The organism is Pseudomonas sp. 18058, assembly GCF_902706155.1.
GTDB lineage: Bacteria > Pseudomonadota > Gammaproteobacteria > Pseudomonadales > Pseudomonadaceae > Aquipseudomonas > Aquipseudomonas rustica.
In genome coordinates this window covers 1-13,089 of the sequence record NZ_CACSJY010000053.1, presented here as the reverse complement: position 1 = coordinate 13,089, position 13,089 = coordinate 1, and the positions used below count along the sequence as shown (strand labels likewise).

Here is a 13,089-nt window from a genome sequence, read left to right as displayed (position 1 = left end):
TGATTAACCGCCATCCCCATTGATTACGGATGGGGAGTCCGACGCCAGCGCACAGAAGCTTACAGGAGACTTCAGTCCTTTATCAGCCCGGGCCAAGAGACGTCGGAAACAGCATGGGGCCCGGTTATTTTTTTCGAGCTTTGTTCATATTTCAGATACTGATTGTCGTCCAGGAATACGTAAAAATATCTATCGAAGGTCGGATAGTCGTTTGTTACTGCAGTCATCATACGGTATTTGTATTGTTCCAATTCCGCCCAAGGAGAGTTTTTCAGGGGACGTATTTCGAATGCTTTGGAATACAGGTCATAGACTAAATAGTTGCCGTCATTCATTAGAAACCAATAAACTTCCTTGCCGGCCGAACTTTCAGCCCACATGACACCCACTATGTTGTAGAAGTAAGGTTGCAATACTGCCCATATGGACTGTTCGATAGGTTTTTTTGAGCGGGCTTTGTCGGTTTTCTGGTTGAACTCGCAGACGTAAGGTGCATCGTCTTCCTCATAGAATAGCCAGAGGGTATCGTTACCTCCGTCCCAGCTGGGGGCAGTGGTGGTGAAGCCGAAGTACAAATATTCGGCAGCCTTGTCGAAACCATGCCAATGATCAGTAACAATGGCGGGATAGCCGGGGGGGACTTTATTGTCTCCAAGGTCGAAGCGTTTATAGTAGTTATAGTCTTTGAAAAAGAAGTAAATACGGTCGGGGCCGGAGCGCCAGTCAACCGCTACAAAGTTTTTGCTCATGTTAAAACTCACATTGAAAATTTTATTAAAAGTAATGGGGGTGTGTTGCGGGTATAACTTTTTTGGGCACGGCCTGGCGGATGATTAACCTCACCGGAAATTCGCCCGCCCGACACGCGCCTTGATGAATCGGTTCAATCTCGTAATAGTCCTGGCCAGTTTCCATCATTGACGTCAGTCGGTCCTGCGAGCAATTCACGCGTCCAAAGGTTGAACCTGAGGTACTGGTTTCCCGTCAGAAAAACATAGTAATGACTCTCTGCCAGTGACCGGTCGTTTTGCACGGCGGTTATGATCCTGTCTTTAAAGTGGGTCAGCGCGGGGTAGAGAGCGTCGATAGGGAAGAGGCGCAGTGTGTTTACGTCATTCGTGAGATTCAGAAGCAGGCAGGTACCATCATTGAGCAAGAGCTCAAATTCCCGGGGCTGGTGTGCTCGTTCTCGCCAAGTACCAGCAACAATTCGATCGAAGAAGGGTTCCAATTTAAACCAGGGAGATTTGGAGAGGGGCATGAAGCTATTAACTTTGTCGAGATCCTGATCGTATTTGCAGACCATAGGTTGCTCGCGGTCATAGTAGAATAACCACAAGATATCGGAGTCAAACGCCATATATTCTGCGTCTTTGAAACCTGTGGTGGTGAAACCGAAACGCAAATTTTCAACGTGGATATGGAAGTCATGCCAGTTTTGGTATCCGACGGTAGTGGGGTGGCCGTCAATGACGCGGTTATCATCAATATCGAATCGAGAGTAGGTCTCGGGGTCTTTAAAGAAGAAGTAGATTTTGTCTTTTCCTGCGCGCCAGTCGACGGCGACGAAGTTCTTTAGTTTGGGCATAATTGTTCCGTGTTTAAGTTGTGAGCAGGATTATTCCTGTGGTGTAGACAGTAATGCACTAACGGGTAAATGTGAGATGGGCATGTTGTTCTGTTTATTTCTATCATCTAATATTTGAGTGTGGCCTCGATAAGGTGGATATTTAACAGAAGCTGTTTAACAGGACTCGCCGAGCCACCGTTGCTTCTCCTCTTCTCGTCAGCGAAATCACTTGCCATAATTGCCACTTAATCTTTGTCTGTTCGAATCGCCTTTTTTGCTCACGGAGCTCCCATGCACGTACTGGTTTGCGAAGACGACGAGTTGATCGCCAGCGGGATCGTTGCCGGTCTCACGGCTCAGGGTCTGACCGTTGAGCACGTCAACACCGCGTCGAAGGCGCGGGCGATGCTCAAAGTCGCGGAATTTGACGTGATGGTGCTCGATCTCGGCCTGCCCGACGAAGATGGCCTCAAGTTGCTGCAACAATTGCGGCAAAGCGGCCTGGAGATTCCGGTGCTGATTCTGACCGCGCGCGATTCGGTCACTGATCGCGTCGATGGCTTGCAGGCCGGCGCCGACGATTACCTGCTCAAGCCCTTCGATCTGCGCGAACTGTTCGCGCGTCTGCAAACCCTGTTGCGCCGCGTCGCCGGTCGCAGCGTCAATCTGATCGAGCACGGCGCACTGACTTATGACCCAAGCAGCCGCGAAACCATGCTCGCCGGGCAGCCGGTCGATCTGTCGCGACGCGAGCAATCACTGCTGCAAGCGCTGTTGCACAATCGCGGCCGGGTGCTTTCCACCGAACAGTTGAAAGACAGCGTCTACGGCTTCAACGATGAGCTGGAAAGCAACGCCCTCAACGTGCACATTCACCACCTGCGCAGCAAACTCGGCAAAGGCATCGTCGAAACCGTGCGCGGTCTGGGCTATCGCCTCGGCCCGGCGGATGGCGGAGATCAAGGCAAGTGATGAGTCTGCGACTGCGTCTGAGCCTGACCCTCGGCGCCGCGTTCGCGCTGATCTGGGCGCTGGCCGCGGCCTGGATGCTCAGCGACCTGCGCAACCAGATGATGTTTTCCCTCGACCAGCGCCTGGTGGCGTCGGCGCGCATGGTCGCCGGTTTGTTGGAGCAGTTGCCGGCTCTGCCGAGCAAAGGCGAGGGCACTCACTTCAGCGCGGAACAACTGAACATTCCCGGCGGCATGGCGTGTCAGGTCAGTTCGTTACGCGGGGAAATTCTTGCCCGCAGCCACAACAATCCTGAGCAAGCGCTGGAAGCCGAAAAAATGGGCTTCCACGATCAGATGATCGACGGCGCGCCGTGGCGCAGTTTTACCCTCGCACGCGGCGATGTGCGCATCACCACGGCGGATCGGCAGATTGAGCGCGAGGCGCTGAACATGTCGATTCTGCTCGCCGCTTCGGTACCGGTGGGCGTGGCGTTGCTTGGCTGCTTGTGTCTGCTGTGGCTGGGCATCGGACAAGGATTGGCACCGCTCAATCGACTGCGCGAAGCGTTGATGCGGCGTAATGCCGACTCGCTGGAACCGTTGCAGTTGCAGTCATTTCCCAGCGAATTGAAACCGCTGCTGGATACGCAGAATCAGTTGTTCCAGCGCATTGGTAAAACCATCGAGCGCGAACGCCGTCTGACCGGTGATGCGGCCCATGAGCTGCGCAGTCCGCTGACGGCAATCAAGACTCACCTGCAAGTCGCGCGCATGACCGAGGGCAGCGCTCGCGATCAGTCACTGGCGCGGGCCGAGGAGGGCGCTGACCGATTGCATCGAACCCTAGAGCAATTGTTGTTGCTGGCGCGGGTTGAGGGCAGTTTGTCGTTCGACGACGGCTCGCAATGCAGTGCCGAGCAAGTCGCCCGACTGGCTATTCAAGATGCCACTGGCGGTGAACGGCTGCGGATCAAACTGCAACTGCCTGCACAACCGTCCGAGGCGCCGCTGCAGATGCCGGCAGTCTTGGCGATTGCCGCGTTGCGCAATTTGCTCGACAACGCGCTGCGGCATACGCCGGAAGATTGCGCGGTGGAGGTGAGCATGGAGACCACCGGCAATCGCGTGAATTTTGTCGTACGCGACCATGGGCCGGGTATTGCGCCGGACGATTTGCAGCATCTGACTCAACGCTTCTGGCGCAATGGTCAGAGCACCGGTTGCGGCCTCGGTCTGGCTATTGTTCAAGCGATCGTCCAGCGTTGTGATTGCGCCCTGCATTTCGACAGCCGCGCGGATGGGTTGCGCGTCGAACTGAGCATGCCGCTGCAACCTCTCTGATACCACTCCCTCCTGTAGGAGCTGCCGAAGGCTGCGATCTGTTGATTTTGCTCTTCAAGATCAACAGATCGCAGCCTTCGGCAGCTCCTACAGGGGTTACTCATTAAATGTAACTTCTTGGCGGTCGCTATCCGTTGGTGTGAGGGTTAAGGTCAGCCCCAGCTTTATCTCAATGGATTGAGGAAACTGCGCCATGGAAGCATCCATCTGTATTCGTCCCGCCACTCTGGCTGACGCCGGCATCATCAGCCGCATCATCGAACGTTCTATCCGCATCGGCTGTGCCCTTGATCATCGCAACGATCCCCGACGGGTCAGCGAATGGATTTCCCGGCAGTCAGCCGAAGACATCAGCGCCTGGCTCGCCAACCCGCAGCTCTACCTCAACATCGCCCTGCTCGACGACAAACCGATCGGCGTCGGCATGGCCACAGCGAACGGCGATGTCACCTTCTGTTACGTGCAACCGGAGTGCTTTCGACGCGGTGCAGGCAGGGCGCTGATGACCGATCTCGAAGGCTGGCTACGCATTCGCGGCGCGATCCACATTCAACTCAACAGCACCCGCACCGGTGAGCCGTTTTATCACCATCTGGGCTACCGCGAATCGGCGCCAGCCCTTAACGACAAAGGCCTGCAGACACAGCCCATGAGCAAGCCGTTGGCAGACTCCAGCTGACAACTCGATCAAGGGTCTAAATCCTCGACACGCTGAAGCGTTTCCAGAACAGGAAAACCTGCAAGTGCGCCCCGCGACCGGAACGCGCACCTGCCCGGTGTGCTGTTTTGGTCACTATCCATAGCGTATTGAGGGTCGAGAGATGTCAGTCGCCACCAGCCTTATTGAAGAGTCGTCGGCCCGGGTCACCTCGGTGCCGACGGAAACGCTGTACCAGTTCAACGAATCACCGCTGCTCGCGCGTCAGGCACAACAGGAGTCGAATGCCCGCAGCTATCCGCGGCGCATTCCGCTGGCGCTCAAGCGCGCCAAAGGTCTGTACGTCGAAGACGTTGAAGGGCGCACGTTCATCGATTGCCTGGCCGGTGCCGGCACGCTGGCGTTGGGGCATAACCACCCGGTGGTGATCGAAGCGATCCAGCAAGTGCTGGCTGATGAGCTACCGCTGCACACGCTGGACCTGACCACGCCGGTCAAGGATCAATTTGTTCAGGATCTGTTTGCTTTGCTGCCAGCGGCTTTGGCAGCAGAAGCGAAAATCCAGTTCTGCGGTCCCACCGGTACTGATGCCGTGGAAGCGGCATTGAAACTGGTGCGCACGGCCACCGGACGCAGCACCGTGCTGTCGTTTTCCGGCGGTTATCACGGCATGAGCCAAGGCGCGTTGAGCCTGATGGGCAGTCTGGGGCCAAAGAAACCGTTGGGCGCGTTACTCAGCAACGGCGTGCAGTTCATGCCGTTTCCGTACGACTACCGTTGCCCGTTCGGCCTCGGTGGCGTCGCCGGTGTAAAAGCCAATCTGAGCTATCTGGACAACCTGCTCAACGACCCCGAAGGCGGCGTGCAACTGCCCGCAGCGGTGATCGTCGAAGCAGTGCAGGGCGAGGGCGGGGTGATTCCGGCCGACATCGAGTGGTTGCGCGGTTTACGCCGAATCACCGAGAAGGCCGGCGTCGCATTGATCGTCGACGAGATTCAAAGCGGATTCGCCCGCACCGGCAAGATGTTTGCCTTCGAACACGCGGGCATCGTGCCAGACGTGGTGGTGCTGTCCAAAGCCATCGGCGGCAGCCTGCCGCTGGCGGTGGTGGTCTATCGCGACTGGCTCGACACCTGGCAGCCGGGCGCGCACGCCGGCACCTTCCGTGGCAACCAGATGGCGATGGCTGCCGGGTCGGCGGTGATGCGTTATCTGGTCGAACACAAGGTTTGCGAACATGCCGCCGCCATGGGCGAACGCTTGAGCGAGCATCTGCGCATTCTGCAGCGCGACTTCCCGCAACTCGGCGATATTCGCGGTCGCGGTCTGATGCTCGGGGTTGAACTGGTCGACCCGAACGGTGCGGCGGATGCGCTCGGTCATCCGCCGGCCTTCGCGCGATTGGCACCGCTGGTGCAGCGTGAATGCCTCAAGCGCGGTTTGATTCTGGAACTGGGCGGTCGGCATGGCGCGGTGGTGCGTTTCCTGCCGCCGCTGGTGATTACTGCGGCGGAGATCGACCGTGTCGCCGAGATCTTCGGCCGCGCGTTGGCCGCTGCCACCGCCGCTGTGTAAATTTTTCGCCGCGCCGAACGTTCTTTCTTTATACCCGGCTGCATTCGATGTGCAGCCCACCCTTACAACGATGGAGAACCAGCATGACGTCAGTATTCGACCGCGAGGACATCCTCTTTCAGGTCGTGGTCAACCACGAAGAGCAGTACTCGATCTGGCCGGACTACAAGGCCGTGCCGGAAGGCTGGCGCACCGTGGGCAAGAGCGGCCTGAAAAAGGAATGCCTGGCCTACATCGAAGAAGTCTGGACCGACATGCGTCCGCTGAGCTTGCGTCAGAAGATGGAAGCGCAGGTCGCGGCGCAGTAAGCGCCCGGCAAAAACAAACCCGCTAACCGGTGACGGTTAGCGGGTTTTTTCATGTCTTGAATTTGTGTTGTCTGGCAGGGCCTCATCGCGAGCAGGCTCACTCCTACAGGGGGAACGCATTCCAAATGTAGGAGTGAGCCTGCTCGCGATGAACGATGACTCGAATTTACTGAGTTACATCTCACTCAACCCTTTAAGCACCAAATCCACATTCCCCTCCAGCTCCGCCACCGGATCCGCCGCATCGGTACTCAACACCACCAACCGACTCCCCGAGGCCGCCACCGCCGCTTTCACCGCCTCCGAAGGCTGGCGATGATGCAGCACCACCGCGACGTCATTGTCCTTGAGTGTCGCCGTCAGTTTCTGCAGATCCTCAGCCGTCCATTCCGCATCCGGCCGTGGATCCTGGCCGACCAACTCCAGATTGAGGCTGCCAATCAAATAGCCAAAGTGATCACTCAAACTCATCACACTCAGGTTATCCGCGCTGGCCAACTTCGCCTCGCTGTCGGCACTGAGTTTGAGCAAACGCTGTTTCAACGCCGCCAGATTCGCCTCGATTGCAGGCTTTGCGCTCGGTGCCAAACGCACCAGATCCGCCGCCATCACGTCGGCCATGCGCCCCATGTTATTGCTCGCCAGCCACGGCTGACTGTTCAAACCGTCCACCTTCAGATCCGGCTGCACAGCGATGCCGGGCAGGGCGCCGTCCACCGGGCGCGCGGCGTCGACTTCAATGATACGGATATTGCTGCGCCGAGAAATCGGGTACAGCGGATCATCGGCCCACAGCGAGCGCACGCCGATCACCGCGTCGGCGTCGGTCGCCTGTTTGCTCAGCGCCGGCGCGCCGCGTCCGGTGAAATAAGCGGTCTGGCGACTGCCCGGCAGATTCGCCGGCGCCGCGCGTTCGAGCTTGACATCAGTGCCTTTGAGCAACACTTCGCCCAAGCCGTAAGTGATCGGCAACGAGGCCAGCACGTGCAGCGGCTTGGTGCTTTCGGCGGCGAACAACGGAGTGCTGACCGCGCCACACAGGGCCATGGCCAAGGTCAGTTTGCGCATTGAAAAAGTCATTTATCCAAGATTCCCTTTCAGACTCGGGACGACGCCGCGCGCGATGGCGGCGAGGGCGAAGGCGATGCCGGCAACCAGAATGATCGCGGCGCCGGACGGAATCGGCAGATCGAAAACGATTGGCGCGAGAATCCCGCACAAGGTGCTCACAGTAGCGATCGACACTGAACACCAGAAAAAGCCCTTGAGCGACTGGCTGAGCAAGCGTGCCGCAGCGGCCGGAATCACCAACAGCGCACCGACCAGAATCGCACCGATGACTTTTACCGCCGCTACAGTGATCAAGGTCACCAGAATCACGAACAGATAATCCAGGGTCTTCACCGCGACGCCGCGCACCGCCGCCAGTTGCGGGTTGAAACTGGCGAGCATGATGCGGTTGTACAACGGGAGCGCCAGCGCCATGACCAGCGAGCCGACGATGGCCAGCACCGCCAGGTCATTGCCGTTGACGGTCAACACCGAACCGAACAGCACGTTCTCCAGAATGTGCACGTTGATCTTGCCGGCGAGAATCAGCAGCAGGCTCGCACCCAAGGCCAGCGACACCGAGAGGAACACGCCGATCAAGGTATCCGGCGCCAGACCGGTGCGGTTGCGCAGGTAATTGAGCAGGATGCCGAACAACAGGCAGTAGCCGAACAGACTGCCGTACGGCCCGGTGTAGGGTTCGCCAAGCAGAATGCCAATGGCCACGCCGGTCAGCGCGGCGTGACCGACTGCTTCGGAGAAAAACGCGAAGCGCTTGACCACCACCAGCGTGCCGAGGCCACCGAGTACCGGGCCGATCAACAGGCCGGCGAGCAGCGCATTGACGACAAAACCGTAGGCCAGCGCTTCCGGCAGATAACCGGACGAGGCCCAGCCTTGAACCATCAAACGAAAGGCTTCGTAACTCATCAGCTCGCGCTCCGTGGATGGGTCGAAAACAGTGTCAGCAGACGCTCCGGGGTCAACGCCTCGCGAGGTGTGGCGTCGAACAGCACGCGACGATTGAGGCCGGTGACGCGATCGGCCAGACGGCCGACGGCTTCCAGATCATGCTCGATCCACAACACCGTGATGCCGGCCGCGCGCCAATCGCCGAGCAGGCGTTCGAACACCTGAATCCCGGCTTCGTCGAGAGCCGACATCGGCTCATCGAGCACCAGCAATTGCGGCGCCGGAATCAAACCCTGTGCGAGCAAAACCCGCTGCCGCTCACCGCCGGACAGCGCGCCCATGCGCCGCTTGCGTTTGTCCTGCATGCCGACGCGTTCCAGCGCATCGCCGATGGCGCCGGCGTAGTGTTTGCTCAAACCGAGAAACGCCGGGCGACGCTGGCACATCGCGGCCATGAAATCGTCGACGGTCATCGGCAAACCGCGATCGAATTCCAGCGCTTGCGGCACATAACCGATGGTGCCGGGCTCGCCGGGCCATTGCAGGCTGAGCTGGCCTTGATGCGGCATCTGCCCGAGCAGGGTTTTGATCAACGAACTCTTGCCGCCACCGTTGGGTCCGACCAATGCGTGTACGTTGCCGGGCAATACCTGAAAACTGACCTTGTCGAGAATCGTCGTCCGCCCCAGCGTCAGACAGATCCCTGCAAAATCCAGAGTCGGCCCGCAGACCTGTGGGAGCGAGCTTGCTCGCGAAAGCGGTGTGTCATCCGATGAAGATATTGACTGAACGGACGCATTCGCGAGCAAGCCCGCTCCCACAGGGGGACCGGGTTTGTTCAGGAGGGTTTCTTTTGAAGTCATGCCCCCGACTCCTGAATCGCCCGCACCACGGTGTTGAGGTTGCCGGTCATTTCCTTTTCGTACTTGTCGGCGGTGTATTCGCCGTAGGAGATGTGCGACAGCGGGTACAGCTTCACCCCGGATTCACGCTGAATGGTATCGACGTAACTCGACGGGAAATCCATCTCCGAGAAGATCACTTTCACGTCCAGTTCGCGCAGTTGATCGATGGTCTTCTTCAACTGGCTCGGGCTCGGCTCGATGCCGTGCGCCGGCTCAACCACTGCCGTCACTTCCAGACCGAATTCACGCAGCAGGTAGTCGTAAGCCGCGTGCACAGTGGCCACGCGCAACTCGGCGTTCGGCGCCTCGGTCAGCTTGGCCAACGCATCGGCGCGCATCTGCCGCAGGCGTTTGCCGTAGGCGCGGGCGTTCTGCGTGTAGGTTTTGGCGTTGTCCGGGTCGAGCTTGCCCAGCTCGCGGGCAATGTTGTTGACCTGGGCGATCGAGGCGCTGATCGACAAAAACGTGTGCGGGTTGACCACTTTGCCGGCCCCGCGCGCGGCGACCCCGGTGGCGGCCAAGAGCGGCACGTTTTCGTTGGCTTCGATGGTTTTGACGTTCGGCGTTTCGCTGGCGGCGATCATGCGGTCGGCAAAATCATCATGGCCGACACCGTTGAGCACGATCACGTCCAGCCCGCTGATGCGCTTGATGTCTTCGGCGCGCGGCTCATAGGCGTGCGGGTTGAAACCGGCCGGAATCAGCGGCACCACTTCGGCCTTGTCGCCGACGATGTTCGCCACATAGCTGTAATACGGGTGCAGGGTGATGCCGATGCGCAGGCGTTTGGCGGGATCGGCGCTGGCCAACGGGCTCAGCAGGCAGGCACAGAGACCGGCTAAAAACAGACGCAACAACGGACGGCGGGACGATGAAATAGACATGGGCAAACGGTCTTCTCTCGGGTGAGGGCGAGGAATCAATGGCGATGTTCGCGGGTAACCCCGGCATCGTATTGCGCGACGATCTGTTTCCAGCCTGACGTGGACAGGGCGGCGTCGGTCAGTTCGGTCGGCACTTTGAGATCGGCATCGCGGTTGAGCCAGATGTCCGGTGCAGCGCTGTGATCGGCGCTCAACAGCATCACGAACGAACCGGCGACGGCGGGTGCCTGGCTGTGGCCGAAATAGGCAGTGTCGGCCAGCAGTTGCCAGGCATGACCGCCGCGACTGACCGAACTCGCATCCTGAGCAAACGGCGCAAAACCTTCGTCAGCCAGATTTTGCGGGGTCGGCAAGGTTTGCTGTTCTTCGCGCAGCAGACGGATTTCGTCGAGGGTCACTCGCAGATCGGCATAGATGCCCTGCTCGGAAGCACTGAGATCGCGGCGCGCATCGAACTGATGGCTGGCGACCGGCTCCGGCTCATGCGACACCCCGCGCCACGCCACCACCGAACCGGCAACCGCCAGAATCAGTAGACACAACAGCAACACATTGAGGGTTTCATGGCCGGCACCGGCCGGGCGGACGACTTGCGTGGTGGGCGTACTCATGGGGCCTCAATATCCGCTTGGTCGATTTCGACGACGTGGCCGGGGCCCGCGTCGAACAGCACGTAGAATTCGGCGCCGGGTTTTTTGAAGGTCAGCGTCGAATCGCTGCCAAGCTTGCCCGGTACCAGAATGGTTTCGTCGTAACCGATCACGTCGAGGGTCACGCCGGGGGCGCCGCTGCCGTCGGAAAAACCGCCGGTGCATTTGATCTGGTCGGCGTCGATGGCTTTGCATTCGCACATCGGGTTATGCGCCAGAGCGCTGCCAGTGAAACCGGCGCAGAGCACCAGCAACGCGGCGCTCAGCCGCAGGCGGGAAGGGCGTTGCGAGCGGGTCATGGTTTGGCTCCTTGTTGAGTCAGCCAGGCGATGGTGGCGGGGGAGGCCTGGCTCAGGGGAATCGAGGCCTGATGCATGCTGCCGTCCCAGCCTTCCATGGTGATCCACAGTTCAGCGTCGGCTTTGGTTTTCTCCGGCACCGGCAACTGCGCGCCCATGCGATACGGCGCGCCGAAGAAAATCACCCCGGCGGCGCGCAGGCTGCGCGGTTTGCCGATGCGCAGATAAGTGGCTTTGACCTTGTCGATGCAGGCATCACAAAGCGCGGCGTTGAAGCCTTTCATGTAGCCGGCCGGGCCTTCCAGACGTGGCGCCTCGTTGCGCAATTCGGCGAGGCGCAGGCTCCACGGGCCGACTGCGATTTCGCCGACTTCGCGTTCACCGAGGCCGGCATCGCCGCGAAACAGCGCGACATCGGCGAAGTATTTCGGCATGAAACCCAGCGGGATCAGCAGCAACAGCACGTTGATGTGGAAACGCCATTTGTGCCAGAACACGCTCAAGCGCGACGGTTGCGGCAAAGCTGCGGACTTGCTCATGGGTTGACCTCCGACGTTTCCCGGCGCATCGCCGGTTGCGCCTGCACGCGGTTTTTCTTCGATTCACGCTTGAGTGCATTGGCCGTGGCCAGCGCGGTGCGTTTGGTCCAGATCAACAAACCGCTGAGCACCATCATGCTCAGCAGCAGGCCGAAGAAGAACCAGATCAACTTGATCCACAACCCGCCAAAGTCGCCGGTGTGCAGCGGGCGCATGGATTCGGTGACGAATTCCAGCGAAGTGCGGTCGCTCAACAAACGTGAAGTGGCCAACTCACCGCTGTAAGGATCGAGCGTCGCGGTCTGGAACATCAACGGATACCAGCCGCGACCGCCGACGTTGAGGTGGGTATAGGCGTTGGCCGGCAGGCTGACAAAGCTGACTTCGAGGCCGGGGATTTTCTCTTGGGCGATTTCAATGGCGCGATCCAGACTGATGCGCGGCGGCGGGCTGCCGTCGGCCGAGATCGGCACCGCTTCACGGGACATCGCCGGAATGATCGGTTCGCTGGAGATGGAAATGTGGTTGTCGAACAGCAGCGCCTGAATCAGAAACCAGGTGCCGGTGATCGAGATCACGGCGATAAACCAGATCGACCAGATGCCGCTGAGGCGGTGGAAATCGCCCCAGAAAATTCGCGCGCCGTGGCGAAAGCGCAGGGTCGGACTAAAGAATCCTTTCCAGAAGCGTTTATAAACCACCAGCCCGGTGACCAGCGAGGCCAGCAACGGCAGACCGAGGAACGACACCAGGTACCAGCCCCAACTGAAACCGTTGGTGAACGGCACCAGCCACCAGCCATGCAGGGCGCGGGTAAAGGCCTGGAAGTTGAAGTCGGGCGCGACTCCCTGAATCACCCCGGTATACGGGTTGACGTAAACGGTCTGCTCGCGGCCGTCCGGGTAGCTGACCTGCACGTCCAGGGCAAAATGCGACTCATCCGGGCGGCTGATGCTCTCGACCACGGTGCGTGGTTCGGCTTTTTTGATCGCCGCGAGTACCTGGTCGTAGCTGAGCAGCGGTGAGTCGTCGGTCGGTTGGCTGGCGCGCATTTGCGGGTTGGCCAGCCAGACGATTTCCTGGCTGACCACCGCCAGCGTGCCGGTGACACAGACGATCAGCACAAAGAACCAGATCGGTAACGCCAGCCAGCTATGAACGAGGAACCACAGTTTGGAGCGGGATTTCTTCGACATGATTGCGCGTCTTGATTTCGATGGAAGGGCGCGGCACCACGGGCTTCGCAGCACAGCAGTCCCCGAACGACCGGTCGTGGCTTTTGCCTACGCGAACGGCCTGCATCTCTATAAGACGAATGAGCGACGCAAATCCCGAAAGGCGATATGAAAGCAAATGTTTCGCAATCCGCCTCTACGCGGAAAACCTGTGGGAGCGGGCTTGCTCGCGAAGGCGGTGTGTCTGTTGCGTGGATGTTGGCTGGCAC

General features: G+C 59.3%; 15 protein-coding genes. 5 read left to right on the top strand and 10 right to left on the bottom strand.

Annotated features, from left to right (window positions below; translation table 11 throughout):
* Positions 1–71: 71 nt before the first annotated feature.
* Both GVL50_RS22910 and GVL50_RS22905 read right to left on the bottom strand, forming a co-directional pair.
* Positions 72–749: a hypothetical protein gene (locus GVL50_RS22910; protein ID WP_159815153.1), complete on the bottom strand. Its 678-nt coding sequence runs from the start codon at positions 747–749 to the stop codon at positions 72–74.
* A gap of 134 nt (positions 750–883) precedes the next feature.
* Positions 884–1,588 (bottom strand): hypothetical protein, encoded by a 705-nt coding sequence (locus GVL50_RS22905; RefSeq protein WP_159815152.1) that lies wholly within the window; start codon positions 1,586–1,588, stop codon positions 884–886.
* Positions 1,589–1,861: 273 nt separating this feature from the next.
* Here GVL50_RS22905 and GVL50_RS22900 point away from each other — a divergent pair, with 273 nt between their 5' ends.
* From GVL50_RS22900 to GVL50_RS22880, 5 genes are all read left to right on the top strand, one after another.
* On the top strand, positions 1,862–2,542 hold the full coding sequence (locus GVL50_RS22900; protein WP_053122214.1) for a response regulator: 681 nt from the start codon (positions 1,862–1,864) through the stop codon (positions 2,540–2,542).
* The gene (locus tag GVL50_RS22895; RefSeq protein ID WP_159815151.1) at positions 2,542–3,864 is read left to right on the top strand and encodes an ATP-binding protein; all 1,323 of its coding nucleotides are present in this window, start codon (positions 2,542–2,544) and stop codon (positions 3,862–3,864) included. The genes GVL50_RS22900 and GVL50_RS22895 overlap by 1 nt, the downstream gene beginning before the upstream one ends.
* 193 nt (positions 3,865–4,057) lie before the next feature.
* Positions 4,058–4,543: a GNAT family N-acetyltransferase gene (locus GVL50_RS22890; RefSeq protein WP_159815150.1), complete on the top strand. Its 486-nt coding sequence runs from the start codon at positions 4,058–4,060 to the stop codon at positions 4,541–4,543.
* Between the two features lie 142 nt (positions 4,544–4,685).
* A complete protein-coding gene (locus GVL50_RS22885) occupies positions 4,686–6,098 on the top strand; it encodes an aspartate aminotransferase family protein (RefSeq protein ID WP_159815149.1) in 1,413 nt (470 codons plus the stop codon).
* 83 nt (positions 6,099–6,181) lie between these two features.
* Entirely contained in the window at positions 6,182–6,406 is a 225-nt protein-coding gene (locus GVL50_RS22880; RefSeq protein ID WP_053122206.1) for an MbtH family protein, read from the top strand.
* A 174-nt stretch (positions 6,407–6,580) separates the two neighbouring features.
* On the opposite strand, the gene GVL50_RS22875 is transcribed toward GVL50_RS22880, so the two are convergent.
* From GVL50_RS22875 to GVL50_RS22840, 8 genes are read right to left on the bottom strand one after another with little or no spacing between them, the layout of a single operon-like run.
* Complete coding sequence (locus tag GVL50_RS22875; RefSeq protein ID WP_159815148.1) at positions 6,581–7,486, bottom strand: metal ABC transporter solute-binding protein, Zn/Mn family; 906 nt, start codon at positions 7,484–7,486, stop codon at positions 6,581–6,583.
* Positions 7,487–8,386 carry a metal ABC transporter permease gene (locus GVL50_RS22870; RefSeq protein WP_159815147.1) on the bottom strand — a complete coding sequence of 300 codons (900 nt, stop codon included), beginning with the start codon at positions 8,384–8,386 and terminating at the stop codon, positions 7,487–7,489.
* Complete coding sequence (locus GVL50_RS22865) at positions 8,386–9,231, bottom strand: metal ABC transporter ATP-binding protein (protein WP_159815146.1); 846 nt, start codon at positions 9,229–9,231, stop codon at positions 8,386–8,388. Before GVL50_RS22865 ends, GVL50_RS22870 begins: the two co-directional genes overlap by 1 nt.
* Positions 9,228–10,157, bottom strand: coding sequence for a metal ABC transporter substrate-binding protein (locus tag GVL50_RS22860; RefSeq protein WP_159815145.1), 930 nt, complete (start codon positions 10,155–10,157; stop codon positions 9,228–9,230). Before GVL50_RS22860 ends, GVL50_RS22865 begins: the two co-directional genes overlap by 4 nt.
* 35 nt (positions 10,158–10,192) lie before the next feature.
* Positions 10,193–10,768 carry a DUF6162 family protein gene (locus GVL50_RS22855; RefSeq protein WP_159815144.1) on the bottom strand — a complete coding sequence of 192 codons (576 nt, stop codon included), beginning with the start codon at positions 10,766–10,768 and terminating at the stop codon, positions 10,193–10,195.
* Positions 10,765–11,106: a hypothetical protein gene (locus tag GVL50_RS22850; RefSeq protein WP_053122197.1), complete on the bottom strand. Its 342-nt coding sequence runs from the start codon at positions 11,104–11,106 to the stop codon at positions 10,765–10,767. Before GVL50_RS22850 ends, GVL50_RS22855 begins: the two co-directional genes overlap by 4 nt.
* Positions 11,103–11,645, bottom strand: coding sequence for a hypothetical protein (locus GVL50_RS22845; RefSeq protein ID WP_053122195.1), 543 nt, complete (start codon positions 11,643–11,645; stop codon positions 11,103–11,105). Before GVL50_RS22845 ends, GVL50_RS22850 begins: the two co-directional genes overlap by 4 nt.
* On the bottom strand, positions 11,642–12,841 hold the full coding sequence (locus tag GVL50_RS22840; RefSeq protein WP_159815143.1) for a PepSY domain-containing protein: 1,200 nt from the start codon (positions 12,839–12,841) through the stop codon (positions 11,642–11,644). Before GVL50_RS22840 ends, GVL50_RS22845 begins: the two co-directional genes overlap by 4 nt.
* Positions 12,842–13,089: the final 248 nt, after the last annotated feature.

Bases quoted from the DNA above. Each gene is read 5' to 3' on its own strand.
- GVL50_RS22880 (WP_053122206.1), top strand. From the start codon at position 6,182: ATGACGTCAGTATTCGACCGCGAGGACATCCTCTTTCAGGTCGTGGTC.
- GVL50_RS22875 (WP_159815148.1), bottom strand. From the start codon at position 7,486: ATGACTTTTTCAATGCGCAAACTGACCTTGGCCATGGCCCTGTGTGGC.
- GVL50_RS22895 (WP_159815151.1), top strand. From the start codon at position 2,542: ATGAGTCTGCGACTGCGTCTGAGCCTGACCCTCGGCGCCGCGTTCGCG.
- GVL50_RS22865 (WP_159815146.1), bottom strand. From the start codon at position 9,231: ATGACTTCAAAAGAAACCCTCCTGAACAAACCCGGTCCCCCTGTGGGA.
- GVL50_RS22910 (WP_159815153.1), bottom strand. From the start codon at position 749: ATGAGCAAAAACTTTGTAGCGGTTGACTGGCGCTCCGGCCCCGACCGT.
- GVL50_RS22860 (WP_159815145.1), bottom strand. From the start codon at position 10,157: ATGTCTATTTCATCGTCCCGCCGTCCGTTGTTGCGTCTGTTTTTAGCC.
- GVL50_RS22855 (WP_159815144.1), bottom strand. From the start codon at position 10,768: ATGAGTACGCCCACCACGCAAGTCGTCCGCCCGGCCGGTGCCGGCCAT.
- GVL50_RS22905 (WP_159815152.1), bottom strand. From the start codon at position 1,588: ATGCCCAAACTAAAGAACTTCGTCGCCGTCGACTGGCGCGCAGGAAAA.
- GVL50_RS22845 (WP_053122195.1), bottom strand. From the start codon at position 11,645: ATGAGCAAGTCCGCAGCTTTGCCGCAACCGTCGCGCTTGAGCGTGTTC.
- GVL50_RS22885 (WP_159815149.1), top strand. From the start codon at position 4,686: ATGTCAGTCGCCACCAGCCTTATTGAAGAGTCGTCGGCCCGGGTCACC.
- GVL50_RS22890 (WP_159815150.1), top strand. From the start codon at position 4,058: ATGGAAGCATCCATCTGTATTCGTCCCGCCACTCTGGCTGACGCCGGC.
- GVL50_RS22840 (WP_159815143.1), bottom strand. From the start codon at position 12,841: ATGTCGAAGAAATCCCGCTCCAAACTGTGGTTCCTCGTTCATAGCTGG.
- GVL50_RS22870 (WP_159815147.1), bottom strand. From the start codon at position 8,386: ATGAGTTACGAAGCCTTTCGTTTGATGGTTCAAGGCTGGGCCTCGTCC.
- GVL50_RS22850 (WP_053122197.1), bottom strand. From the start codon at position 11,106: ATGACCCGCTCGCAACGCCCTTCCCGCCTGCGGCTGAGCGCCGCGTTG.
- GVL50_RS22900 (WP_053122214.1), top strand. From the start codon at position 1,862: ATGCACGTACTGGTTTGCGAAGACGACGAGTTGATCGCCAGCGGGATC.